The organism is Dyadobacter sp. CY327, assembly GCF_021390415.1.
GTDB classification, from domain to species: Bacteria; Bacteroidota; Bacteroidia; order Cytophagales; family Spirosomataceae; genus Dyadobacter; species Dyadobacter chenhuakuii.
In genome coordinates, this window is the sequence record NZ_JAJUXJ010000002.1 from 108,722 (window position 1) to 133,676 (window position 24,955).

The 24,955-nt window shown below is 45.3% G+C and carries 27 protein-coding genes; 8 read left to right on the forward strand and 19 right to left on the reverse strand.

The window, feature by feature from the left end; translation table 11 throughout:
* Positions 1-10: 10 nt before the first annotated feature.
* Complete coding sequence (locus LZG74_RS10025; protein WP_233796442.1) at positions 11-1,624, reverse strand: sigma 54-interacting transcriptional regulator; 1,614 nt, start codon at positions 1,622-1,624, stop codon at positions 11-13.
* Positions 1,625-1,764: 140 nt separating this feature from the next.
* Here LZG74_RS10025 and LZG74_RS10030 point away from each other — a divergent pair, with 140 nt between their 5' ends.
* Positions 1,765-2,646 carry a lysophospholipid acyltransferase family protein gene (locus LZG74_RS10030; protein WP_233796443.1) on the forward strand — a complete coding sequence of 294 codons (882 nt, stop codon included), beginning with the start codon at positions 1,765-1,767 and terminating at the stop codon, positions 2,644-2,646.
* Positions 2,647-2,795: 149 nt separating this feature from the next.
* Complete coding sequence (locus tag LZG74_RS10035; protein WP_233796444.1) at positions 2,796-3,680, forward strand: DUF808 domain-containing protein; 885 nt, start codon at positions 2,796-2,798, stop codon at positions 3,678-3,680.
* 21 nt (positions 3,681-3,701) lie between these two features.
* On the opposite strand, the gene LZG74_RS10040 is transcribed toward LZG74_RS10035, so the two are convergent.
* Both LZG74_RS10040 and LZG74_RS10045 read right to left on the reverse strand, forming a co-directional pair.
* Positions 3,702-3,956, reverse strand: coding sequence for a hypothetical protein (locus LZG74_RS10040; protein ID WP_233796445.1), 255 nt, complete (start codon positions 3,954-3,956; stop codon positions 3,702-3,704).
* An 88-nt stretch (positions 3,957-4,044) separates the two neighbouring features.
* Positions 4,045-4,497, reverse strand: a complete 453-nt coding sequence (locus tag LZG74_RS10045; protein WP_233796446.1) for a PA2169 family four-helix-bundle protein — start codon at positions 4,495-4,497, stop codon at positions 4,045-4,047.
* A 135-nt stretch (positions 4,498-4,632) separates the two neighbouring features.
* Here LZG74_RS10045 and LZG74_RS10050 point away from each other — a divergent pair, with 135 nt between their 5' ends.
* Positions 4,633-5,547 (forward strand): pirin family protein, encoded by a 915-nt coding sequence (locus LZG74_RS10050; RefSeq protein WP_233796447.1) that lies wholly within the window; start codon positions 4,633-4,635, stop codon positions 5,545-5,547.
* A 61-nt stretch (positions 5,548-5,608) separates the two neighbouring features.
* Here the strand turns inward: LZG74_RS10050 and LZG74_RS10055 are convergent, their stop codons facing one another.
* The 6 genes from LZG74_RS10055 to LZG74_RS10080 all read right to left on the reverse strand — a co-directional run bounded on the left by LZG74_RS10055 (position 5,609) and on the right by LZG74_RS10080 (position 11,283).
* Positions 5,609-7,972, reverse strand: a complete 2,364-nt coding sequence (locus LZG74_RS10055) for an ABC transporter permease (RefSeq protein WP_233796448.1) — start codon at positions 7,970-7,972, stop codon at positions 5,609-5,611.
* A 264-nt stretch (positions 7,973-8,236) separates the two neighbouring features.
* Complete coding sequence (locus tag LZG74_RS10060) at positions 8,237-8,647, reverse strand: hypothetical protein (RefSeq protein ID WP_157486631.1); 411 nt, start codon at positions 8,645-8,647, stop codon at positions 8,237-8,239.
* 172 nt (positions 8,648-8,819) lie between these two features.
* Positions 8,820-9,395 (reverse strand): porin family protein, encoded by a 576-nt coding sequence (locus LZG74_RS10065; protein ID WP_233796449.1) that lies wholly within the window; start codon positions 9,393-9,395, stop codon positions 8,820-8,822.
* A 204-nt stretch (positions 9,396-9,599) separates the two neighbouring features.
* A complete protein-coding gene (locus LZG74_RS10070) occupies positions 9,600-10,376 on the reverse strand; it encodes a hypothetical protein (protein WP_233796450.1) in 777 nt (258 codons plus the stop codon).
* Between the two features lie 28 nt (positions 10,377-10,404).
* Complete coding sequence (locus LZG74_RS10075) at positions 10,405-10,623, reverse strand: hypothetical protein (RefSeq protein WP_233796451.1); 219 nt, start codon at positions 10,621-10,623, stop codon at positions 10,405-10,407.
* 129 nt (positions 10,624-10,752) lie between these two features.
* Positions 10,753-11,283, reverse strand: coding sequence for a DUF2911 domain-containing protein (locus tag LZG74_RS10080; RefSeq protein WP_233796452.1), 531 nt, complete (start codon positions 11,281-11,283; stop codon positions 10,753-10,755).
* A gap of 308 nt (positions 11,284-11,591) precedes the next feature.
* On the opposite strand from LZG74_RS10080, the gene LZG74_RS10085 reads away from it, so the two are divergent.
* Positions 11,592-12,344, forward strand: a complete 753-nt coding sequence (locus tag LZG74_RS10085; protein ID WP_233796453.1) for a DUF72 domain-containing protein — start codon at positions 11,592-11,594, stop codon at positions 12,342-12,344.
* A 36-nt stretch (positions 12,345-12,380) separates the two neighbouring features.
* On the opposite strand, the gene LZG74_RS10090 is transcribed toward LZG74_RS10085, so the two are convergent.
* The 3 genes from LZG74_RS10090 to LZG74_RS10100 all read right to left on the reverse strand — a co-directional run bounded on the left by LZG74_RS10090 (position 12,381) and on the right by LZG74_RS10100 (position 14,196).
* The gene (locus tag LZG74_RS10090; RefSeq protein ID WP_233796454.1) at positions 12,381-13,139 is read right to left on the reverse strand and encodes an oxygenase MpaB family protein; all 759 of its coding nucleotides are present in this window, start codon (positions 13,137-13,139) and stop codon (positions 12,381-12,383) included.
* Positions 13,140-13,244: 105 nt separating this feature from the next.
* On the reverse strand, positions 13,245-13,649 hold the full coding sequence (locus LZG74_RS10095) for a response regulator (RefSeq protein ID WP_233796455.1): 405 nt from the start codon (positions 13,647-13,649) through the stop codon (positions 13,245-13,247).
* A 43-nt stretch (positions 13,650-13,692) separates the two neighbouring features.
* On the reverse strand, positions 13,693-14,196 hold the full coding sequence (locus LZG74_RS10100) for a PH domain-containing protein (protein WP_233796456.1): 504 nt from the start codon (positions 14,194-14,196) through the stop codon (positions 13,693-13,695).
* A 154-nt stretch (positions 14,197-14,350) separates the two neighbouring features.
* On the opposite strand from LZG74_RS10100, the gene LZG74_RS10105 reads away from it, so the two are divergent.
* Positions 14,351-14,779: a VOC family protein gene (locus LZG74_RS10105; RefSeq protein ID WP_233796457.1), complete on the forward strand. Its 429-nt coding sequence runs from the start codon at positions 14,351-14,353 to the stop codon at positions 14,777-14,779.
* 62 nt (positions 14,780-14,841) lie between these two features.
* Here the strand turns inward: LZG74_RS10105 and LZG74_RS10110 are convergent, their stop codons facing one another.
* A complete protein-coding gene (locus LZG74_RS10110; protein WP_233796458.1) occupies positions 14,842-16,260 on the reverse strand; it encodes a dienelactone hydrolase family protein in 1,419 nt (472 codons plus the stop codon).
* 169 nt (positions 16,261-16,429) lie between these two features.
* Entirely contained in the window at positions 16,430-17,080 is a 651-nt protein-coding gene (locus LZG74_RS10115) for an SDR family NAD(P)-dependent oxidoreductase (protein WP_233796459.1), read from the reverse strand.
* 104 nt (positions 17,081-17,184) lie between these two features.
* Here LZG74_RS10115 and LZG74_RS10120 point away from each other — a divergent pair, with 104 nt between their 5' ends.
* Positions 17,185-17,421 (forward strand): DUF3072 domain-containing protein, encoded by a 237-nt coding sequence (locus LZG74_RS10120; protein ID WP_233796460.1) that lies wholly within the window; start codon positions 17,185-17,187, stop codon positions 17,419-17,421.
* A 64-nt stretch (positions 17,422-17,485) separates the two neighbouring features.
* On the opposite strand, the gene LZG74_RS10125 is transcribed toward LZG74_RS10120, so the two are convergent.
* The 4 genes from LZG74_RS10125 to LZG74_RS10140 form a co-directional block, all read right to left on the reverse strand.
* Entirely contained in the window at positions 17,486-18,124 is a 639-nt protein-coding gene (locus tag LZG74_RS10125; RefSeq protein WP_233796461.1) for a bifunctional 4-hydroxy-2-oxoglutarate aldolase/2-dehydro-3-deoxy-phosphogluconate aldolase, read from the reverse strand.
* Positions 18,125-18,142: 18 nt separating this feature from the next.
* A complete protein-coding gene (locus tag LZG74_RS10130) occupies positions 18,143-19,180 on the reverse strand; it encodes a LacI family DNA-binding transcriptional regulator (protein ID WP_233796462.1) in 1,038 nt (345 codons plus the stop codon).
* A gap of 137 nt (positions 19,181-19,317) precedes the next feature.
* Complete coding sequence (locus LZG74_RS10135) at positions 19,318-21,642, reverse strand: mechanosensitive ion channel family protein (RefSeq protein WP_233796463.1); 2,325 nt, start codon at positions 21,640-21,642, stop codon at positions 19,318-19,320.
* Between the two features lie 121 nt (positions 21,643-21,763).
* A complete protein-coding gene (locus LZG74_RS10140) occupies positions 21,764-22,009 on the reverse strand; it encodes a hypothetical protein (RefSeq protein ID WP_233796464.1) in 246 nt (81 codons plus the stop codon).
* 131 nt (positions 22,010-22,140) lie between these two features.
* Between LZG74_RS10140 and LZG74_RS10145 the strand changes: the two genes are divergently transcribed.
* Both LZG74_RS10145 and LZG74_RS10150 read left to right on the forward strand, forming a co-directional pair.
* A complete protein-coding gene (locus tag LZG74_RS10145; RefSeq protein WP_233796465.1) occupies positions 22,141-22,881 on the forward strand; it encodes a DNA-formamidopyrimidine glycosylase family protein in 741 nt (246 codons plus the stop codon).
* Positions 22,882-22,956: 75 nt separating this feature from the next.
* Positions 22,957-23,550 carry a 2OG-Fe(II) oxygenase gene (locus tag LZG74_RS10150; protein WP_233796466.1) on the forward strand — a complete coding sequence of 198 codons (594 nt, stop codon included), beginning with the start codon at positions 22,957-22,959 and terminating at the stop codon, positions 23,548-23,550.
* Positions 23,551-23,579: 29 nt separating this feature from the next.
* Here the strand turns inward: LZG74_RS10150 and LZG74_RS10155 are convergent, their stop codons facing one another.
* The gene (locus LZG74_RS10155) at positions 23,580-24,914 is read right to left on the reverse strand and encodes a WG repeat-containing protein (RefSeq protein WP_233796467.1); all 1,335 of its coding nucleotides are present in this window, start codon (positions 24,912-24,914) and stop codon (positions 23,580-23,582) included.
* Between the last annotated feature and the right edge of the window lie 41 nt (positions 24,915-24,955).

Sequence of the window (24,955 nt, forward strand, 5' to 3'; positions counted from 1 at the left end):
CGGGCAGCACTCATTCTCCGTAGTATTCGGCTTTGGAAATATCCAGTTTCTTCATCTTGGAATGCAGTGTGTTTCCAGGGATCTTCAATATTTCTGCGGCACCTCCCGGTCCTGAGATTTTTCCTTTGCAACGTTTGAGGACCTGGATAATATAAACCCGTTCCATCTCCTCCAACGAACGGCTGGGAAGCATTCCGGCCAACTCGGTATTGTCATTAGATCTTGGTGACAAAAACACTTCGCTGATCACATTACCCGCAGCAAGCAGCACACTGCGTTCGATAAGGTGTTCGAGTTCACGGACATTTCCGGGCCAAACGTAGCTTTGTAATTGCCGCAATGCATTCGCCGAAATACGCATGCTCTTTTTGCCTGCGTTTTTACTGTATTTGGATAGAAAAAAGCCGGTCAGGTTCTCAATGTCTTCTGCCCGGTCACGCAAGGGCGGCAGATTGATGGGAAAAACATTGAGGCGGTAATATAAGTCAGAACGGAAACGACCTGCCTTCACTTCTGCTTCCAGATCCCGATTGGTTGCGGCGATGACGCGTACATTGAGCTTGATGGTGCTTTTGCCCCCTACCCGCTCCATTTCCTTTTCCTGCAAAACCCGCAGTAATTTCACTTGTGCTTCGAGCGGCATTTCACCAATTTCGTCCAGAAAAAGCGTGCTGTGATCGGCCAGCTCGAACTTCCCGATCCGCCGTTCCACAGCACCTGTAAAAGCGCCGCGTTCATGCCCGAACAGCTCACTTTCAATCAGACTGGCAGGCATTGCGGCGCAATTAACCTTGATCATCAACTTCTTACTCCGCGGCGACGCATTGTGTATGGCCCTGGCGATCAACTCTTTGCCTGTGCCAGTTTCTCCTAAAAGCAGCACAGTGGAGTTGCTGTTCGATACCAGAGAGATTAATCGGTACACTTCCTGCATGGCCTTGCCGCTGCCTACGATTTCAGCAAAACTGCTGGTAAGCTGCTCTTTGAGATAATCATTCTCTTCTTCTAACTGCCGCTTATAATGCAGTATTTGTTCGTTGGCTACAATATTGGAAATGGCTGTGGAAATCTGCGCGCATATCCCTTGCAGAATCGGAATATTGATCTCATCAATGCTTAGCCAAAGCAATCCAATGTTGCTGTTATGGTTGCGCAGCGCAATGCCAACCATCGTTTTGAAATTCATATTTTTCCAAAGCTCGAGATATGATAATCTGTTGCCCCGGGCCAGCTCCCGCTCGACATTGAACAACAAAGGAATGTTGCTGTTCAATATGCGGTTCTGCAGACCATCCTCGATGGGATGCTTTTCCGCCAGCACGCTTTCCATTAAGGCCGGATCAAATGTTGATGATCCGGGATCGTGCAGGTAAGCAGTCATCGTTTTCCCGTCCGGATTCATGCACCTGATCACATAACCACCATGCGGGTCCAGCTTTCGCAATGCTGTTTTGATCACCGCTGCAAGCTCGTCTTTCGTGCGGACGGCAGTCATATCATTACTAAAATCCAGTAAAAACGACTTTTCTCTTTCGCTTTTCTGAATTTCTTGCAGCACTTTCCGCTCTCTTTCCAGGATCAGATGATCGTTATTTTCGAATGGTTTTTCAGAAGGGTAGTCCATGTTCAGCAAGTCGTATTCTGATGCAAGAAATGCGTTTTTTGGGACATCGCATTTTATCTTTAGTAAAAAAAGGAAACATAGCTGTCCCGAATAATGTTCTTAGAGCAATACAATGCAAAAAGTCAATCCCTTTACAACATATGGAATTCATTAAGCCTATAAAAAAATGGCTTACTTCTGCCTTCTTCAACTTGCTGCTCACCATAGCGGGAGCATTATCAGCTATGGTTTACTTTATTGTTTTCCATATACTTAAATACAGGTATGACGTAATCCGGAAAAACCTGTCCAGCTCTTTCCCCGTGCGTGGGGAGCAGCAGATAAAAGTCTTCATTAAGCATTATTACCGGCATCTGAGCGACCTTGTCGTCGAACCGTTTTTGCATATGATTATAGGTGCAAAAAGGCGAAAAGAGCTCGCTAACTACACAAATCCGGAGCTGTTGGAAAATTTTTACAGCGATAACAGGAATGTTGTTTTACTAGCTTCACATTATGGTAACTGGGAATATCTGATCAATCTGCCTAAGGTCGTAAAATTTAAAGTTTTTACTGCTTTCACGCCTGTATCTAATCACTGGCTCAATGCCAAGCTGCTTAAAATGCGCTCTTTTTTTGGTGTTAACCTGATTGCCAAACAATATTTTTACCGCGGTGCATTATCGGCGTTGAAACAATTCAAACGGCCATCGCTGGTCGTTGTAATCGCAGACCAGCGTCCGGCGCCTGCCAGCGGGAAGCACTTCGTTAGTTTCCTGGGCCAGAAAACTTCTGCCCAGATCGGCGGTGAGCGGCTGGCCGTCGTATCGGATGCCGTTGTGGTATATCTGGAATGCATTAAGAAGGCGCGTTTTCATTATGATTACACCTTCCACCTCGTTTCCGACCATTCTTCACAGAGCCTTCCCCTGAACATTACGGCCAGCTATTATAACTTACTGGAAAAGAACATCATCCGCGCACCTGCACATTGGCTCTGGTCACATGACCGCTGGAAACATATTCCGGCAGACGAAAAATAGTAGCCCAGAGGACGTTGGAATGCATCCTGCCGGCATGATGGTATAATATTTTAAATTACATTAGCCTGTTATTCGCACCGGAAAGGTGTTCTAACAAATCCTGGCGGTGAAGTCCGGTCTTGAATGAATCTTGTAATTTAAATATCAATATGGCGTCCGGTTTCTTTGCAATTTTAGATGATATCGCTTTTCTGATGGATGACGTTGCGCTGGCAACAAAAGTGGCAACAAGGAAAACAGCGGGGATCCTGGGGGACGACCTGGCGGTAAATGCAGAAAAAGCAACCGGTTTTTTGTCCGACAGGGAATTGCCGGTCTTATGGGCGATCACAAAAGGCTCGCTGATCAACAAGCTCATCATTGTCCCCATAGCATTGCTGCTCAATGTGTTTCTGCCAGCGGCGATCAGTTACGTCCTTATCCTGGGAGGGCTATACCTGGCTTATGAAGGTGTTGAAAAGATAATCGAATACTTTTTTCATCATCCCAAAAAAGAACATTCCGTTATCAAAGAAACGGAACAGGGAGAAACAATCGCGAAAACCGATATAGAGAAGACAAAAGTCAAATCTGCAATCACTACTGACTTTATTTTATCGGTGGAGATCGTCATTATTGCCCTTGGCAGTGTGTTGGACCAAAACCTGACGATCCAGATCCTGACTGTTGCCACGGTTGCACTCGTAGCAACAGTTGGCGTTTACGGAATTGTAGCGCTGATTGTCCGCATGGACGACGCCGGTCATAAGCTCATTAAAAAATCAGGAGGTAAGGGCTTCTTTAATGCACTGGGCAATTTACTGGTGCGGGCACTTCCGGTGATTATCAAAATCCTGGGCGCCGTTGGAACAGTTGCATTACTTCTGGTTTCAGGAGGAATTTTCGCGCACAACATTGAATTTTTCCATCATCTTTTCCCAGGAATTCCGGCTACGGTGAAAGAACTTGGAATTGGGCTGGTGATGGGGCTTGCTGCTTTCCTGATCTTTACAGGATTTAAGAAAGTTGTTTCCCTGGTGAAATCGAAATCCTGATGAGAGCAAATGCCCGGTTTCTCAGGAAAGTTGGGCAATAAGCGCCTTATATTTATCGACCTGGCTCTCAAATTTTCGGATGCCGGTTTCGTAAATAAATTTCAGTGACTCCAAATCGTCGATGTCCTTTTCATACGTCTCGTCAGCTTCTGACTCACGGTCCAGTTCGGAAAGCAATTGAAGAAGTTTTTTAAGTGACCCTGAATTTTCTTCTGCCCGATACTGGTTCCATTCGAGCATTTTCTGGTAACTGGCTTTTAAGTTTTTCTTTGCCATATCAGTGATAAAGGTTTGAGATTTACGGACCTGTCATTACACAAAAAAAGCTGCTTCTTTCGAAGCAGCTTTTCTAATAATCAGCTAATTAAGCTTTTGCAGCATCGCGCAAAGCTTTAATTTTATCGTGGGCAGCATTAATGCCCTGAGCCTGGCTCCTGATAATTTCGGCAGATTGCAATGGAACGCTGCCGTTCAATGCGTCCTGATAAGCTTTTTTGATTGCATCCTCGCCACGTTCTGCTTCGGATAAAATGCTTGCGCGGTCGCTTCCGCCGAACAATGCTTTCACATCGATCCATGCGCGGTGCAATGTTCCGCTTACGCTCATATCATCTTCCAGGTGTGGAGCTGAACCAGCAATAGCAGACAATTCCTGAACATTTTTGCGGCTCTGCTGTGCATACTCTTCAAAAAGGTGTTTCAGGTCGATATTTTCATCATTAATATCTGCGATTGCTTTTTCAAAACCAGCAACGCGGTCATTGTTAATTTCAATCAGATCACTAATTACGCCAGATGCATTTTCTGTAAGTGCCATATTTTTGTTTAGTTTGTTTGAGTAGTTCCCTACGAATACCGTGCCATATATAGCCTGCCAGTGAAATTTTCACGGCAATCCACAACTTTGCACGCCCGGAAACCCTCGCTTTGACATTATTTTATAATTTCGTTTATGCTAGATATCGTCATTGACTCACGAAGAGCTGAAATTGTCCCGGGTTTTGAAGTAAAGCGCATCCTACCCTATCAGCTGCGGCGAATGGTAGGGCCATTCATCTTTATGGATCACGGCGGGCCGGTTAACCTGCCCACACCCACTGCAACAAACCTGGATGTCCTGCCACATCCACACATTGGCCTTTCCACGGTAAGCTATCTGTTCAGTGGCAATGTTACGCACAGGGATAGCCTGGGTGTAGAACAGGTTATCAAACCTGGTGAAGTCAACTGGATGACTGCGGGCAAAGGCATTGCGCATAGTGAGCGCTTTGAGGATCCTGCTATGCTGGCTGGCGGCGAACTTGAAATGATCCAGACGTGGGTGGCGCTTCCCGAAAAAGACGAAGAGTCGGAACCTGCATTTAAAAATTACACGGCCGATCAGCTGCCGGTATTTACGGAAAAAGGGATCTGGATGCGCTTGATAGCAGGCGATGCCTATGGTTTAAAAAGCAATGTCAGTGCGAGTTCCCCATTGTTTTATCTCCATGTGGTTTTAGACCAGGGCGCAAGATTTGGCTTGCCGGTCGGCCATAGCGAGCGGGGCGTATACATTGTAAGGGGCAGTGTGGAAGTGAATGGTGTTGCTTACGCTGCCGGTAAAATGATTGTGTTTACAAAAGGCGTGGATCCGTTGATCATTGCTAAGGAAAGCAGCACGCTAATGATGCTGGGCGGCGAACATTTGGGTGACCGCTACATCTGGTGGAATTTCGTTTCCAGCCGGAAAGAACGAATTGAACAGGCAAAAGAGGATTGGAAACAGGGCCGGATTATTTTACCCCCGGCCGACAATCACGAATTCGTGCCACTTCCCAAAGACAATTCCCGGCCCGCAGGAGGCCCGCCCCCAGGCGCTCTATCCTAAACTGGTAAGCGATCGGATCTCCGATAAAGGCATTTTTATTAATTTGGCAATTTAAAAACCTCTATTCGCTGCGCAGGCTTTTTACGGGATCCATTAGTGCGGCTTTAATGCTTTGGAAAGAGATTGTTAGCAAGGCAATAACCAATGCCAGCAGACCAGCGAAACCAAAGACCCACCAGGGCATTTCCATCCGGTAAGCAAAATCCTTTAACCATTTATCCATAGCATACCAGGCAATTGGCGTGGCAATAATGATCCCTATGAAGACCAGCTTGACAAAATCCTTCGCCAAAAGCTGAACGATCCCGGCCAGACTTGATCCTAAGACTTTGCGGACTCCGATCTCCTTCCTGCGGACTTGTGCCGTGTAGGTAGCCAGTCCAAACAATCCCAGGCAGGAAATAAGAATCGCAATAGAAGCAAAAATGTTGAATAAAAGGCCAGTCTGCTCTTCGGATTTGTAGAGACTGTTGAATGCTTCGTCCAGAAAGGCGTATTGGAACGGGGAATCTGCATTGAATTTTTCCCAAACCTTCTCTGCGGCTGCAATCGCCTCCTGGGCATCATTACCAGTCGTTTTTATATAAATACGACTCATATTACCCGGGTCATAGAGAAAAACGGCCGGCTCAATCTTTTGCTTCATCGAAGCAAAGTGAAAGTCTTTTACCACACCGATAATCGTCCCTTCGTTGTCCCAGAGCTTGAAACGTTTCCCGATGGGGTCGTTGATCCGTGCTGTTTTTACGGCCGTTTCGTTCAGGATATAATGTTTGGTGTCGGATGGCTTGTCTGTAAAATTAGCGCCTTCTTTCAGCTGCATTTTAAAGAATGGAATGAACGATTTATCCGCGCTCATAAACCGGATCATCATGGTTTCTCCCGGTTCTTTTCCATCCCAGTTGCTGCTTCCCGTTTGCCCGCCGATCTGGACCACATTGAAATTAGACCTGCTGACGTCCGTTATGCCCGGCTGGCTGAGTAATTCATTTTTGACTACGTCATAATGCCTGGGCAGGTCCCGCATGTAGAACGAGAGCACGTGTGTTTTGTCGTAACCCAAGCTCTTGGAACGGATATATTTAAGCTGCTTGCTGATGATCAATGTGCCTGCAATGAGCACAACGGAAACGGTAAACTGTATCACTACCAGCGTTTTGCGGAACATTGATTCGCTAAGTCCGGCAGAGACATTGCCTTTCAGTGATTTAAGCGGCTCGAAAGAAGATAATAGCAATGCTGGATAAATGCTGGAAGCGATCAGCGTGCCTGTGATGGTTACGCCTAAAACCTGCCAGATATGCGGTCTGGCGAAATCGAGCACCAGTTTTTTGCCGGAGATCTGGTTGAAAAACGGCATCAGGACATACATTAACATAATGGCCACCAATGTCGATAGCGAAAACAGCAGAATTGTTTCTATCAGGAACTGCACAAAAAGCTGCGTACGCGCCGCGCCGATAATCTTTCGCATGCTCACCTCGCGGGAACGCAGCAGGGAGCGGGCCGTGGAAAGATTGACGTAATTGATGCAGGCAATGATCAGAATAAGTGATGCCACGATCAGGAACATCCTTACCGTTTCAATGCCCTGCTCGCTGCCGTCGGACTTATATAAATGAACATTGGGCAATGCCTGTAAAAGATAGGTAAGGTCTGTATCGTCGGGCTTGTTGCGCAAGTGAATGTTGCGGAGGGTGTTCGCGATATTTTTGACATCTTTTCCCGGCTGAATCAAAAAGTAGGTGGTGTAATCAAATTCATGAAAATCGTTATCCTGCGTTTTGCCGTCTGTGACCGCCGAATAACGGTCTTTAAATCTGAGCGAAATGGGAAAGATCATGTCCCCCTTAATGCTTGAATTTTCTGGAAAATCCGCCACCACGCCCGTTACTGTAAATTGGGTCGTATCGGAAGCTATTGATTTGCCTACAACATTTGTATTCCCAAAATAGCGCTTGGCAGTGGTTTCAGTCAGGATTACTGAATGGTTATCAAGAAAAGGCTTGCGTTGGTTTCCCTGAATGAGGCAGAAATCGAATATCGTGAATAGGGTCGGGTCAGCGAAGAAAGTGTTTTCTTCATTGAAGACTTTATCCTGGTATCTGAACAATGTATACGCACCATTATAAGTCATCCTTACGGCATCCCTGATCCCGGGAACTTCTCTTTTGGCAAATTCAGAGATAGGTGCAACCGTCCCGGTCCAAATTTGCTGGCTGGCGCCGGTGCCCACGCGGTTTTCAAGCTTATAAATGCTTTCCGACTGTGTATTAAAACTGTCATAAGTAAGCTCATCCTGCACCCAAAGCAAAATCAAAATCCCGACTGCAAGCCCTACCGACAAACCAATGCAGTTAATAAGCGAATAAAAGCTGTTCTTCAACAGGTTCCGCCAGGCGATTTTTACGTAGGTTACAATCATCGTTTTTTGCTTTAAGGTTCTGATACCGGGCGGAGAAAAACAGGGGAATTAGTCTTCCTAGGACCAATGTTACTGGTCAAAAACACTGCCAGCTAGCGCCACTCGCAATAAGCAACTGTAAGTTAAATAGTTATACATAAAACTTTTGCAAACGATGTCCGATAGTGAACAGCATTTGTACGGTTATGCCAACCTAAGATCACTATTCAGCGAAGCTTTGGCGGTATACAGGAAGGTTTAAATTCGGAAGCGTTGAAAGAGATATCAGTTGCTGGCGGCCAGCTTCAAGGTAACTTTCTGGAAGTAGGAAGCGGCCTGAGCACCGCTTTTCTTTTGGGATTTGAGCGTTGATTCGTTGATGAAAAGTTGTGTTTGTTTAAAAATACTATCATCATCTCGCCAGTCTGCAACATTAACCAGCAACGGTTTTAATGGCCGGAAGAAATATTCAAACAGCACCCAATTCACATAAAAATCGTGGTTGTAGCGCATGTAATACATGGGTTCGAACTTCTCTAATTTTTCCAAAACGATCTGCATCGGCGTTTTTCCGGACTTCGGGCTCTTTCGGAGCTGTGGCATAGCGGGGTGCAATACCTTCGCTTCCAGGAGAAGGTTGATGTAATCATTCAGATTGTACAGAACTGTTTCATTGTGAACAGTGTAACGGATCATTTGCATAGTGAGCGCAAGGGTGTTTTTGAATCGTTCAAAAATCAAAAATATCAGAACCAATTCACTTCAACCAGCGCTGATGCTAATTTAGAGCGGTTAAAAACACGGCGCAAAAAAAGGGAATGAGTCAAAACCCATTCCCTGTCAAATTCTTTTCAGAAGGTAAGATGCCTTATTTCACCAACGGAATAGCCCAGAAGATGCTGGCCTGGATTACGCTGTTCTTAAAGTCAGGATCAATGTTCTGGCCGGAGAAATTACCAACCTTGGAAAGTCCTGCAATATAACGAACGCCTACACCCAGTCCGATCGGTGAATGGTAGCCAATACCACCCGCTGCTGCCAGATCAAGGTTTTTAGCGAAATTATTGATCGTCTGATCCGGAATGTCGGTAGATGTCCTGAAACCCGCTTGTGGGCCAAATTCCACATAAAACCCGCCATTTGTCTTAAATTTAAACATTACAGGCACGGTAACATAGCTAATTTTAAAGTCAGATTTATTTCCCGCGTTGTCAACTTTTGCTCCTTGTGTAGAGAATAAAACCTCTGGCTGCAATGAAAATACTTTGCCGAAACCATAGTTAATAATCCCACCCAGGTGATATCCAACCAATGCATCCGATTCAATGTCACCGCCAGTATAGTTGCTGATGTTCAGACCGGCTTTTGGTCCAATGCTAAATTTTTGGGCAAATGCTGACTGTACTGAGATAAGCAGTGCGGCAGCGAATAATAATTTTTTCATAATTTAAAAATGTTTAATGATTTACAAATCCGTTGACGATTTGTCTTTGCAGTCCCGGCACCAACCGGGCCTCATTAAACATCAGTCCAAATCTCATGCCATCCGAATCAACCCACCACAAGCATCTATCTGCCCCCCATTTTCCCCACTTCCCTCAGGGATAGCACTTGCTGATCCGCGCGAATTTACGCTCTTACGATTAGGTTAAATGCAATATTTCCGGAACCAGTTGGATGTATCATTTATATTGGTGGGATACCAAATTTTTTCTGCGCCGACGCGCTTGAAATGTCCCACGAGCTTGTAGGGTTCATTATCAATGGAATTGTCGAAGAAAAACGCCTGATAGGCTAGTTCGGAGGCTTGTTTCACCAATTGAAGAGATCTGTAATATCGGCTCTCGATCCGGTCAGAAGGGACATTGTGGCCGTTCTTTCTCACCCGAAGCGCCACCCGGTATTTGTTGATTTCCGGATCTTCAGTTGAAACGAAATATAAGTAGACCTTATAGCCTTGTTCGGCTGCCGCCCGCATTATATCCAAGTTAGATTCGTGCGAAAAGACTGTTTCGAACGAAAACCGTTTTCTTGCCAATAATAGTTTTTCCCTTAACAATCTGGCTATAATCTGCGCCAGACGCTCTGCATACTGAGCCGCGAGCAAGTACAGTCTGTTAGTTTCTATATGAAATGACTTTGCAATCTGGTCTTCGTTGAAGCTGGCTGTCAGCAAACCGGATGTAGCGGCGAAAAGAAGAATCTCTTCCTTTGAACATTCAATTTCGTAAGTGGAAAAATCGAATTGACCGTTTTTTATCGCAACCGCGATATCGTCTGCATTAACATAAATGCCTAAATAGAGCGGTTTGCCGTTGATCAAGGTTGTTCCGATCGACTTAATTACAGTGCTCTTTCCTGAACCGTTAGGACCTGCAAAAACACGAAGCCTTAGCTGCGATTGATTAGATATAGTGTGTTCCAAGTGTGTATGATATTATTCCGTGTTAAAGCTAGCCGTCCAGTTGCTTCATTTTTTGAAAGGAACCATCCGGATATAGTTTCCCGACCCAGCCATCTTTGACGGTCACAACATAACCCATCAGCTCCATCGCTTCCTTTGCCGCCGCCCTGCCCGCACTTTGTGCTCTACTGACCAACAACCGCTTTGTAAGATATGGATCACCAACGCTTATAGCTTGTGCCGCCGAATCTTTTGACTTTGTTTTCATAGCTCTAAAATACACAAAGTTTCATAACCTAGCATTGTATTGATCGCGCTTGTGTCCTGTGATATAATGCTTTTAAACCAAAAATCCCCGCAAACTTGCGGTTTGCGGGGATTTTGCTATTCAGTAGGATTACTTGATCGTCACAGGGACTTCGGTGTTTTCCCAGCGGAGGAGGAAGCCGGTTGGGGTTACTTCGTAGGCTAATGTTTCAGCCATGGAAGCGCTCTTGGCTGGCTTGGCCTTTACGGTCAGGACGTCTTTGGAAGCGTCTTTGGATGTTTCGCCGCCGCGTTTGATGCCCCACTGGCCGGTTTGTGAGTTGAAAATAAAGGACCATTCACTGTCTCCCGGAAGCGCGTAAAGGCTGTATTTACCGGCCGGGAGTTTCTGGCCTTCAATCATAATGTCTTTGTCGGTCTCAAATATCGTGGCCTCATTTGCACCGGCACGCCATACTTTGTCGAACGGAACGAGTTCTCCAAACACTTTCCGGCCTTTCGCCGAAGGCGCAGAATAGCTGATGGTAATGTTGGCGCCGCCTGCTTTTCCGGTTGCCGTCTTGGCCGGACTCGCTTTCGGTTTGTCCTGCGCATGGCCTGCAAAGACAATCAGCATGCAGGTAAACATTACAAAACCCTTTAAGATGAATTTGTTTTTCATGTCAATTTTGTTTTTTAAATTTCAGATCAATCAATTTTTATTAAATATCGACATTTTGTCCTATAAATTTATATAGATCTTCCAGGTCCCGGCATTCCAAAGCCTCGCCCTCACCGCAGGTGCAGGGTTGGAAGTGGACCTTTGGAACGTGACTATTCCTATTTCGGTGCGGATCCAGGAGGGCTTCGGCACGTATGCAACCAAGGTCTTTTTTTATGAATCCCCGGGTTTTGATAACTTGAAGACGAGAACAATACAGGTCACTGCAGGAATGAATTTCTAATACGTTTGGCATAAATATGACAGATATGCCCAATTTCCCATTTTACGCAGGCACCAGTGGCTTAATGCTGCCGGTGCCTAACAAGCAGTTTTACCCGGAAGAATTCAAAGATAAGAGCCGCCTTACTTACTATGCCTCCATGTTTAACAGCATTGAAATCAATAGTTCCTTCTATAAGGTTCCGCTGGCATCAACAGTCAGGAATTGGGCGTTACAAGTGCCGGATGACTTCAAATTTACCTTCAAACTCTGGCGTGAGATTTCGCACAACAAGGGGCTTGTTTTTAACCCGGATGATGTAAGGAAGTTTGTTGAGGTGATCGACAACATTGGTGACAAAAAAGGTGCGCTGCTGGTGCAGTTCCCTCCTAGCCTGAAAGCGATCATGCTGCCGCAATTAGAAAGTCTGCTGGTTGCAATTGCTGCTGCCGATCCTGACAAACATTGGAATCTTGCCTTGGAGTTTCGACATGAGTCATGGTATGAGGATGCGCTTTTTGAGCTGATAGAACAATTTGGTTGTGAAATCGTCATGCATGACAAACCCGGCTCAGCACCAGGCATTCCAGAATCGGACTCGACTTTTAAGTATCTGCGCTTTCACGGCCCGCAGGGCAACTACCGGGGCACTTATGAAGATGATTTTTTATACGAATCGGGCGAGCAGGTTCAGGATTGGATAGCGGAAGGGAAGACGGTTTATGCCTATTTCAACAACACCATGGGAGAGGCGATCAAGAATTTGAACTTGCTTAATGCTGCAGCTAACCCTGTGTAATGTAGGGCTAACGATTTATTATAAGCGATTTCTATCTCAGCGGGCGTCCAGTCCTGCTATTTCCATTTTATATTTTGCGGGCAGGATCAAATCTTTGACAAACTGGTGCAGGCGAAAACTGCGGGCAATTTTGTAGGCCGGAAGGACCATTTTCAGGACAGACCAGCTTCCCAGAGAAAGCAGTTGGTTTATGTGCTGCGGTACAAGCCGGACCTGCACTTCTTTGAGCATGACATAACGCGGCAGGCCAAGATGTTTTTTGTATTGTTTATATAAATCAATGGAAAATGCGCTTTTAACGAAGTTTTCATCCAGCTGCTGATTTCTCATGATGAGCCATGCGTCATAATCGGTCGGCAAGCCGCCGATACCCATTCTCGAACCGACCTGGTAGAAGACTTCAAAAACCTCAGCCTTTTCAACCTGTGTCAGCTTTCTTTCTAAAAGTTCGAATGAGCGTATTGAATAGTCGATGAGCATAAAGAGCACATCGCGGTAGGCCCAATCCGGGATCTGTGCGCCCCGCTCCTTTTCAACTTTTTGGTGAATGGCCGTGATTTGGTCAATCGCTTGCAATGCTGCGTGATATTCGGAAAACACAATCCGGCGGGAGTAAGTAACCGTCGAAAACAGCCGCGCCAGCGGATCGGCCGGAAGTTTTCCTGTGAAATAAAGCCAGTCCACGGATTTATTAACTGCGAACTCAGCCGAAGCTCCGGCGAAAATAAAAAGGATCGTATCTGCATTTCCCCAAATCTCACGTACGACAGAATCTTCTTTCACAAACCATTTCATCCCAATAGTCATTTGGATTAAAAATAAAAGTACTTTGCATAACAAAGTTAATTAGAAGAGCGAAGAGTTCCAAGGTGAAATCAAATAAGTTGCGCTAAGTATAAGTTATTTTTTCCCCAGAAATCGGGACAGGATACTTTTTGCCACATCCAGCAATGCTTTGAATGTGTTGGGCTTTACGATAAAATCATTTGCTCCTGCGGCGAGCGCTTTCTTTTTGAGCTCGGGATTGCTGGAAGTGGACATCATTACGGCGGGCAGCTCGCTCAATCCCGGCTCTGCCCTTATTTCCTGAATTGCCTCAATGCCATTCATTTTGGGCATATTCATATCCAGGAGCACAACGGTTTCCGAGAGGTCGCCGGACTCCTTAACATTCTCAATCAATTCCTTGCCGTTTTCCGCTTCGATCACCGTCAGATTGGGATTGGCTTCCTGTAAAGCGTCCTTAATCAGCATTCTATCATCCTCGTCATCATCGGCGAGGTGAACTGTCTGTCCTTCTCCCATATTCTTTCAATACTTGAAGAACAAATATATTAATCATTACCGTCTAAGACAATACGTTACCTGCTATCTGGAATTCGTCCACAAAAGCATCGACCTGGTCTGGGGTAATAATGATATTTTTTCCTTTCACTGTCTTGATCAGAACAGCATTGTTTCTTCTGGTTGCATACCAGGTCATGTTTCCGATTTTATGATGATAATATTTGCCGAAATAGCCAAAAAGCCCACCCACGCCGAACGTACGAAGGCTCCATCGCAACCTGTCGCTATCCAGCGCTTCCACTTTCGCAATGTTGCTGCGCTCTATCACCACTTTATCGAATGATCTCCGGATGATTAGCTCGTTGGGTGTGACCCTGTAATCCACCGGCCGGAATGCAAAGGCCAGGCCGTAACTAAGTATGAGTATGACGCCGATCACGTAGGTCGAGCCTTGCGAAATCTCGCCATCGCCCAGGAAGACCTGCAAGAAAATTCCAATATACAATGCAGTCACAGCGGCGGTCACGATTTTGGCGAGCGTATCCCAGGAGGTTTTATAAGTCATAGCTAAAAGGCTTGGTTACCCTAATATAAGTTTTCTTCCACAATTGTCCCAACCTCCCCCTGCGATTGTCCTTATTACGGACGATGCAGTTTCTGGCAACGCACTAATTTTGTTTTGTTAATACGAATTTCTATCAACCTTCAATTTTTTCGTCATGCCAAAACTAAACACCTATCTTAACTTCGACGGCAAAGCCGAGGAGGCATTTAACTTTTACAAATCGGTTTTCGGAGGTGAATTTCTGATGGTTCAACGCATGTCGGACATGCCCGGAGCCGAGCAGCTTCCTGAAAATGAAAGAGGCTATATCATGCACATTTCGCTTCCTATTGGCAAAGACGATGTGCTGATGGCCTCCGACATAGTTCCTTCCATGGGACATAAATTAGAGTTAGGCAACTATGCCTATATTTCCGTTTTTACCGATGGCCGTGAGGAAGCAGACCGTCTTTTTGCGGGACTTTCTGAGGGCGGTGAAATTGAAATGGCTCTGGAAGATACTTTCTGGGGCGATTACTTCGGTAGTTTCCGGGACAAATTCGGGATCAACTGGATGATCAATTACCCGCAACAGGGTCATTGACATAAATGCAGCAAATACGAAGGTCGCTGATTTCCTCAGCGACCTTGCCGCCATTAGTAAGCCTATTGTTTTTGTGCAAACAGCCAGGTCATCAACCCAGGTTCGGCCTGTACGTAACGCCAGATATCATGCCCTGAATTTCCGAATTCCGTGTATTTGGGTTTGCCCCCTGCTTTTTCAATCGCATGGATCATATCCCGTGTGGCATCAACCGAAACAAGGGGGTCTTTGGCGCCATGAAACGCCCAGATCGGCTTTTTCGTCAGGCGGTTTGCTAATTCCGGATTACCGGCCCCGCAAATTGGAATGGCCGCTGCAAACATGTCGGGACGCGTGCTGATGAAATGCCACGAGCCATAACCGCCTCCGGAAATACCCATTACATAGCGCCGGGTTGTATCAATGGAGTATTCTTTTTCTAATGTTGTGATGGTCTCAAAAACAAGTGTATCAATGTCAGGAAATTCTGAAATGCCACCAAAACCTGCGCCTTCGGGACAATGTGGTATGAGAATAAAAGCCGGGTATCTCCATCTGATCGAGTCGCTTAGCAGAAATGGTGCGGGATCAGCGGAGAGCTGGCGTACATTGTCTTTGCCATGCGCCCCTCCGTGGTGCAGACACACAACAAGTGGATATTTTTTTGTTGAGTCATAGGCAACCGGCGGGACCAGTCGATAGCGCAATGTATCACCCTTATGGTCAACATAATGTCTCGGCCCGAATTCTGCCGTTTGTTTCAGCACTTGCATTGACGGGACATAAGCCCGGCCCGTCCCGGAACGATAACTTTCACCGACGAAACTCATTCCAAAGAACAAAATGCTAATGATCGCCGCCACTTTCAGAGCTTCCCTTAAAATTACCGGCTTTCTTTCACGCTCGTTGTTCAAGCTTTTGCTCTCCATTAATAAATCCAGCAAAAATGTAACCGGAACCAAGATGCCGAAAAAAGCGATAACCCTGTAAGTCTTGTCCAGCAACAATCGCAATTCAATATCCTGGGACCTTATGGACCACAAAGCAATCACACACAAAGGGATCCCCGTCAGAATAGCCAGCCAGCCGCCCCGTTTTAACCATGGTCGTTGCCCTGCATTGGAAAATACCAAACTTGTTCCGTAAAGCACGTTCAAAACCAGTCCTGCAACAGTCAAATTCATGTAAAACGATTTCAGATCGCGGTGCATCAGCAAAAAATAAATCATTGTCATCTGCACGAATAAGACCAAAGTGCTTACCAACGCTGTGGCAAAAACAACTTTGTAACCCTTAGACCAGTAATATTTAAGCAGCGCAAAAGATGAGATAGCAAAAACAGACTGCAATACGGCAAGCCACGAATGAAACGATTGAAAAGTTATAAACCTGCTGCCGAGTAATAAGCTTATAACGGCCTGGATCAGGCTGGCAACAAGGTAACTTGCTACGAAAAAGATAGCGAAGGAATAGAAATCCCGGGATAGAGGGCGGTTTTGCATAGTCTGGAAAGTGTTTTAGCTGGTGCTGTTCCTTTTGTTTCTGCATCTATAAAACAAAACAAACAACCCCTCAAACTACTTTCCCAGCTAACTCACTTTACATAAGCGGTTCACAATCAGCACCAACGGTTCAGCATTGCGAGCCGGATATTGATCCTAAAAATCAGAATTATATCTCTGCATTTGACTCCTTTCCTGATAGAATGTCCTGGATAGTGAGCGCAATAGCGGCCGGATCTGTCCATTCGGAAAAATCCGCGTTGGGCATGGCTTCGCGGTTTGTTACTGTGTCAATGGTTCCAGGGAGAAGTATGTGCGAAGTGATCCCGGCATTTGCTTCACTTTGATTGATGAGATCCGAGAAGTAGTAGAGCAGCTGTTTGGATAATGAGTAGGCGAAATTGCTGCCTGCGTTTTTGAAATCCATGGCCGCTTTCGACCCGACAAAAATAAGCTTGCCGCCACCTACTGTTTTGAAATGGGCAATGAGCTGATGGGCAACATTAAAAGCCGTCGCGAAATTAAGGTTCACCATCTTAGTAATATCATCCATGGAAGTTTCAGCAAGATTGCCGGGCTGGAAACCGCCAGCGAGGAAAACCCCTGCTTTTATCTTTGCATTTGTATCTAAAATGTTCTGCACAAATGCATCAGCCTGCTTACTATCAGCTAAATCTGTTGGATAAAACGACACATTTTCAGCGCTATCCCCGACATCTTTTCTGACTGCGAGATGCAAGTGATAGCCACTTTCTGCTAATGTTTCTACAACCGTTTTACCAAGATTTCCTGTGCCGCCTGTAATCAGAATGTTTTCCATACCCCAAATCTACAATTCGAATCTTCATCATCAAAAGCTATTCTGCGCCTAACTTAAATGCCTGGCTCAGTTTTTTTATATCAGCTTAAAAAACCGATATAATCATGGCTGATATAAATAAAAACGGGTCTGACGAAAATGACCAGATAAAAGGATCCAATACTGTAAAAGATCCTAACGAGTGGACAACCGGCGACGAACCGATGACGGGTGCGCAACAATCCTATCTCAAAACGCTTTCCGACGAAGCTGGCGAAGAATTTGACGAAACATTAAGCAAAGCAGAAGCGTCCAAGAGAATCGATGAGTTGCAGCACAAAACGGGCCGCGGCCTTAAATAATTGACATGCAATGCATTAATGTAAAAGGCCGCTTGCAAGTTTGCAAGCGGCCTTTTACATTGAATTACAAAGCGAGTTTGCTGTGGAATTGACGGAAATGCGCTTTCAGGCCTTCCCAGTCTTGTTCCTGAATCAGTTTTTTATCAAACAACTGCCCTCCTACCCCCAGACCATTGGCACCGGCTTTCAGGAAGGCGCTCATATTTTCGAGACTTACGCCACCGGTCGGCAGTAGTTTCAGCTGGTTCATCGGCGCTTTGAGATCCTTGATATATTCAGGGCCAAGTGAAGTTGCAGGATAAATTTTCACCATCGTCGCGCCTAATGTCCAGGCGTTGTAAATCTCTGTCGGCGTGAATGCACCCGGGAAAATAGGCACCTTCTTTTTTACGCACGATTTGATTACTTTTTTATTGATGATCGGCGTTACTATAAACTGCGCGCCAGCTTCCAACGCCATTTCCAGATCATCTTTTGTACACACGGTCCCTGCACCAATATTCAGCCCTTCACCTTCCGTTTCCAGAGCCAACCTGATCATCTCGGCGGCACCGGGTGTGTTCATGGTAATTTCAATGGTCGTCAGTCCGGCCTCCTTATAAATAGGAAGGATCTTCTGGACATCATCGGGTGAAATATTGCGAATAATGCCCACCAAAGGCGCTTTGTTAAACAATTCCCAGGAAAATGTACGATCATTCATAACTTGTGATTTTATTATTTATTCAGCCATCCATGTGGATTTGGCCATGGAGGAATCTCTTGCAATCAGCTTGGCTTCCATCAAAGTTTGCTTCATTCCTTCTTCGGGATTCTTCATTTTTTTCAGGAGATATTCTACGGATGTTTTGCCCAATAATTCCAATGGCTGACGCAGGTAAGTAATTGGGCAATAATAAAGATCAAAAACCTCTGCCTGGCCAAAACTAACGATTGCCAGATCCGATGGCACTTTCAGGCGCAGCTCATTGATATATTTTAATCCGTTGATCGCCAGGCCATAAGTTGCAAAAATCAGCGCTTCTATTTTATAATCCGCCGCCAGATACGCGTCAATAGCAGTTTTGACTTCCTGCTCCATGTTTTCGAATGTAACCTCCTTTAACCAGTTAGCATCGAAAGCAATATTGTTATCATTCAGCGCATGTTTGTATCCCCTGATCCTTTCGACCATATGATACATCTCTGATTGATAAGCAATTAAGCCAATCCGTTCGTAACCCGACTCTATCAAATGGATTCCCGCATCATAGGAAGCTTTGTAATTGTTGGTCGCGACAAAATCTGTCTCAATGTCAGGAAAGTGCCTGTCCAGCAGCACAAATGGAAGGTTGCGTTCTTTAAGATACCGGATCTGATTTTCCGAGCCTTCGCAGGAAACGATGATAAAACCGTCGACCTGCCTGTTAATGAGGACATTGAGCAAGTCCCACGATTTTTCAGCATTTTCATCACAGCTGCCAATGATCACGGTATAACCATTACGCTTGGCTTCGTCTTCGACGACCCTGGCAATGTTGGCAAAAAATGGATTGGAAATATCGGCGATAATTAGCCCTATGGTGTGGGTTTTGCCACTTCTGAGGCTTTTGGCGAGATGATTAGGCTGGTAATTGAGCTCTTTGGCAATCTCTCTCACTTTTTTGGCAATTGCCTCACCTACTCGGGTTTCCTTTTCTTTGCCATTAAGGACATAGGAAACCAGGGCAGTAGATACGCCCGCTTTTTGAGCTATGTCTTTAAGGGATATTTTCTTCATTTTTGGCAGGTTAATGCCGTCAAATGTATGTTTAAACGATTAAACAGCAAAACGTTGTCCCGTAATTTTTATATAAAATAATAAAAAAGGCACATCAACCTAAAAATGCGGGTTAATGTGCCTTTTGAAATATGCTATTATATAACCTTGATGTCATTCGCCTTAAAGCGGATCAAGATCTGCTCTAAAACATAGCTTTTGTAAGTGGTTTCTGAGTAAACGCTATTCAGCCAAACCAGGATTTTTAGCTCGATGCTGTCACCTGTAATGGCATTGAACAACACTTGCCGGGGCGCTTTTTTGACGACGCCCTCTGCCTTGTCGACAATGTCGTTGATTATCTTTTTGACTTGTTCCAGATCTGCATCCGTGCTGATTTTAAAAGTAATTTCCGCTTTCAAACGCGCATTGCTGGTCGTATAATTGACCAGCCTGCCTGAAAGCAGATCGCCATTTGGAATAATCACTTTTGAACCCTGAGGCGTAAGCATCCGGCTCGACCGGATCCCGATATCAAGCACTTTCCCTTTTTTGTCGGCCAGTTCAATGTAGTCACCGATCGTAAAGGGTTTTTCAAAAATCAGGATAATCCCGGACACAAAGTTGTTGACAATGTTCTGCATACCCAGTCCGATACCCACACCCAATGCTCCTAACAACACGGTAATCTTGCTGAGCGGAACGCCGGAAACGGTAATCGCAACCAGGAAACCAACCACAATGATAACCAGCCGGACGAGCGCCAGTTTGGAGCCCTTATGGACAGAATCTGCCGTAAAATTAACATCCGGCCCCGAAAACAGCAGATCAATGTGTTTTTGTAACTTATTAGCCAGCCAGATGATTACCGAAAAGAACAGCACATTTTCCAGGGTAAATGTCACCGAACCAAACGTGCGCTCTTTTTCAAGGATATCCAGCAGAAAACCAAATATGGGTTCAATGATACTGAGGTTGATGCAAAAAACCAGGATCCATAGAAGCACGGAAACGAACGACATCAGCTTAGTGAAAGTAACGCGGCTCTTCTCAATATTAACACGCGAAAAAAGCCTCTTTGAAGCAACACTTACCTTCATATGCAAGTCCAGGGCTTCCAAAACAATGTGCACAAAAATGCCAAGGCTTAATACCTGAATAAGCCCGCTGATGGCTGTAATGTTGAACGTTTTCGCGAGTGATATGCGTCCCAGCGCATTGAGGATTACTGCCAGAATGTTTAAAACAATGTAGATGATCAAGACTGGCTTGATGAATTTTTCCTCCATTTTCACCTCCCGCAACTTCCTGAAAAACCATACTCCGAATGCGATAGAGCCAACATTCAGTAACATTAGAGCCAGGCGTGATAAGAGGGATTCGCCTACAATCATGTTGCTGCTGATGGTTAGCACATAAATAATAAGCACTGAAAACCACCATACCAACTGTTTGCCGGAAAGCCTCTTCATAAAGAAGATGCTCATCGTTATCAGCAGCAAAAACTGGTTCAGCTCAATGTAAATCGATGGCGACCGCGGCTCAAACAGCGGCGTAATATTGAAAAGGATGATAAACGTGGCAAGAACTGGCTTTGGATTGATGTATTTAAAATCGAGCTGACCGATTTCCCTGCTGATCGCAGCAGAGGCAGCCAGCCGGAAATTGACGAAAATCCAGACAAAAAATCCTATACAAAACAGAAATAGAAGCACGCGATTATCCCAGGTCGACTGCAAAAAATAGCGCAGGATCTTATTTTGGCCTGTATATGAAACTTTAATGATGTCATTCGCGCTCCGGTTCATATTCCCGGGCGGCGCTTTCCAAATGTAACTCGACTCCTTCCCCAGCAAGTTTCGTCCGGACTCTTTGATATAATCATTAATAGTTGTTTCCAGGTCGTTTGCGCGAAAGAAAACCTCAGAGACCTCGGCCAGCAAGCTGCTCACTGTGTCTAGGTTTGCAGTCGTAGTTTTGCCTGCATCCTGCAATTTCAGTTTTAAATCGGCGATTTGCCCGGAGTAAAGCTTCTTTTGGGTGCTGTCACCAGCTTTGATGTCCAGCAGTGAATCGCGGCTAAATTCAATAACTTGTTCGGAAAGCAGTTGTAAGTCATTATTATGCTTGCTCAGCGTCTTGCGCCACTGACCTGTGCGCTGCTGCACATCGGTGAGCATCAGTTTGTAATTCTGTAAATCTTTACTGCTTGGAATGGCATTCTCGACGCTTACTGCTGCCTGGATCTGGTCAACATTGCGCTTAACGCCTACCAGTTCTTCTTTGATTAAACCGCTGTCGTAGCCCTTTTTATTGGCGCCATTAATTTGGGTAATGACCGCCTGTGCTTTTTCAATTCTAAATAAAAGCGTATCGGGAATAGCAACTGTGCGTGTAGTCTTTTTTGTGGTGTCTTGCGCTGCAATCCGGAGTGAAAGCAGCAATATTATAACGAGTGTTGAAAAGAATTTACTTTTGGTCATATGAATTCTAGCTGTGCAGGAACATTAAAACCCTTTTTTCAAACTAAAAATCATACCAGCGGCCCGCTTTAATAGCAACCGTGCCAAGTTATACGCAGCGCAAGGACCTAACCCAATTGGCTCAGTCCTTGTCAACCAGCACAATGCAGTCGGGACAATCGTCTTTTCCCGCCGGAACTGCGGAGGCTTGCAATTGTAATTTTTTGCCAGTTGCATCGGCTTCTTCCAGGAGTTCGAAAACGCGACGCTCTCCTACCATCAGAAGCGCCTGGAACAACACGCCTGCATAAGTGCTCTCCTCGCTTTGCGGACCTTTCGTCTTGGCCAAATCGTTATAATATCCAAAAAGATCTTTGCCTTTTCCCATTGCTATTTGTTGGTTTTGGTTAAAAGTAAAGGTGCATGTCGACTTACTCAATAAGTGTGCCTGCAAACAGCATTGCGACTGGCATTAATTTTTGAGAAGGCCAAGCCAGTTATTCATCAACCAACTATACCATGCCCGAGGGACCGTCCATTGTTATTTTACGAGAAGCAATCGATGCGCTGCATCTGGAAAATCCGGTTGTCAGACTTGCAGAAGGCAATTCCAAGATTGACAAGGACCGGCTAACCGACCAGAAAGTGCTCGCTTTCCGATCGTGGGGAAAGCATTTCCTGGTGTGCTTCGAGGACTTTACCTTACGAATCCATTTCATGCTGTTTGGTTCCTACCTTATCAACGAGCGCAAGAAAACGCCACCACGTCTCACGCTTGTTTTCGACGACGCCGAACTGAATTTCTACGCCTGCTCCGTGGCAATCCTGGAACAGCCTGCCGATGCGATCTATGATTGGAGCAGCGATATCATGTCGGATCAATGGAGCCCCGAGAAAGCAATCAACAAACTGCAAGACAAGCCGAAAATGCTGGCTTGCGACGCACTTTTGGACCAGAACATTTTCTCCGGAAGCGGCAACATTATCAAAAACGAAGTGCTGTTCCGCATTCAAGTGCACCCGCTCAGCAACATTGGCGCGCTGTCAAAAGCAAAACTCGAAGAATTGGTCAGGGAAACCAGCCATTACAGTTTCGATTTTCTGCATTGGAAAAAAGAATTTACCCTAAAAAAACACTGGCTTGCACACACCAAAAAAATATGTCCCCGCTGCCTTATTCCATTTCACAAGGAATATTTGGGCAAAACGAAAAGAAGAAGTTACTTCTGCGAGCGTTGCCAGGTGTTATATGGGCAGTGACCTTAGGCGGTAATGTAAGCGAAAAATGCTATCTTCACTAGATCCGGAAATCACCGGATCGGTTATCAACATCGTTTGCAAACCATCTTTAATGAACTGATCGACAGCTACATCGACAACAAAGTAGGCATAGCCACGGACTTTCTGAGCACTTCACTCGCGTCCAATCTCAAATCCAACCTCACGTCGCTGCTGGAAACCAATCAGCTTCTCTCCGCCGGAACCGGTAACGACACCGAAGTCGTCCACAACACATTATACCGCAGCGATAGCATTTACTGGCTAGACCGCAAACATAATGATCCGCATGAAAACGATTTTTTTGATTTGATAGACCGCTTTGTGGAACATTTGAACCGCACATGTTACACAGGCATCACCGGATACGAATTTCATTATACGTTTTATCCGTCAGGAAGTTTTTACAAAAAGCATCTTGACCAGTTCCGGAATAATCCCAGCCGCCAGTATTCAATGATCATGTACCTGAACACCAACTGGACTTCGGCCGACGGCGGCCAGCTCCGCATTCACAACACCGATCATAAACAAGATATTTTTCCGACAAACGGCAAAAGTGTCTTCTTCAAAAGCAGCGAACTGGAACACGAAGTACTCTTAACAAACAGGCCTCGGATGAGCATTACAGGCTGGCTGAAGGTGGGTTAACAGAACATTTTAATCTTACGGTATGTTTATCAATTCTTTTTCCTTACCCTTGCTTGCTGCACGCGTTTGAAAATGAAGCTGTTAATGTAAACAAACAGCACCAGGCCGATCAGGATAAAAATGGCATTTAGCTTGTAGGAGAAGCCTATGAATTTTTCTTCGCCATTCATGGAGAGTTCGAAGCGCAGCCACAAGCGTTCTACTACGGTTGTTTCTTTATCAAATGGAAGTGCTTCGTCGTAAATGGGCTCGATTATGTAGCGATCGTTGATGTCGATATAACCGTATTTATCATTGATGCGGACCATAGAAATGCCGCGGTTATAGTAGGATGCGAAATCGTATTTGAGCGGCGTCCGGATTTTTCCCTTCTTGTCAATATGACCAAATTTTCCGTTGATCGCTACGGCCGAGCGGTCTTCGCTTGTGAAGCCTGTTGCCTCGTCATATAGGAACGGAATGCGCGTTTTACCCGTTTTGTCGATACAGCCCCATTTGTTATTTTTCTTAACCCAAAATAGCCCGGAAGTCGGCTTGCGTGTGTCCGTGTATAAAAAATCGGTGATAAGTTCACCGGTGAAGACATTGATATAACCAAACTTATCCCCATACTTTACCCGCTCCATCCCCTGTCCCGAAAACTTATATTCCGGATCAATGTCGTCCAGCGAAACGGGCACGCGCAGGATCATTTTGTTATCAATGATCCCGTATTTCCCTTCATATAGAAAATGATAGATGTACTTCGAGCTCTTCACCTCCTTCTCAATGAATGGACTGAAATTCCAGTTCAGGATGAAATAGTTGCGGCCTTTCCACCAGAGAATGTCTTCCCGCGTGTCCTGGTTGCAAATCATATCCACCTTAGCGGCAGAGACTAAAAAGTCTTTTCTGAAAAACTGGATGGGGACTTTGTAAATTTCCTTTCCCGTGGAATCAATATAGGAAAGACCGTATTGCTTTCCGGCGCGATAAATTACCCAGGTTTTTCCTTCGTAAAATTTATCTGTTGAAACATAAACTGGCTGGATCACCACCTCGCCTATCCTATTGATAAAACCGTGACGGCCAAGCTTTTCATCATCCAGTTCCATCGGCACAAACTCTGCCAGATCGCCTGAAAACTCACCAATATCCCGGTAAGCGGGCGTCAGCTTTTTGCCATTGTTATCAACCAGAAAAGTCTCGTAAGCCCGGCAGGGAATGGTGATCTTCTTGACAACATATACCCCTTTGTACTCCTTATATACATTGTATTCTGAAAGCCATGGTTTCCCGGGAACCGGAACCGACTGACCAAATGCACCCTGAAAAAATGCGGCAAAACATATAAAAAGTACCCAGCTAACAGCCTTCTGAAACATCCCAGCAAAAGAATTTATCCAACATCCATAATGTCACCAGC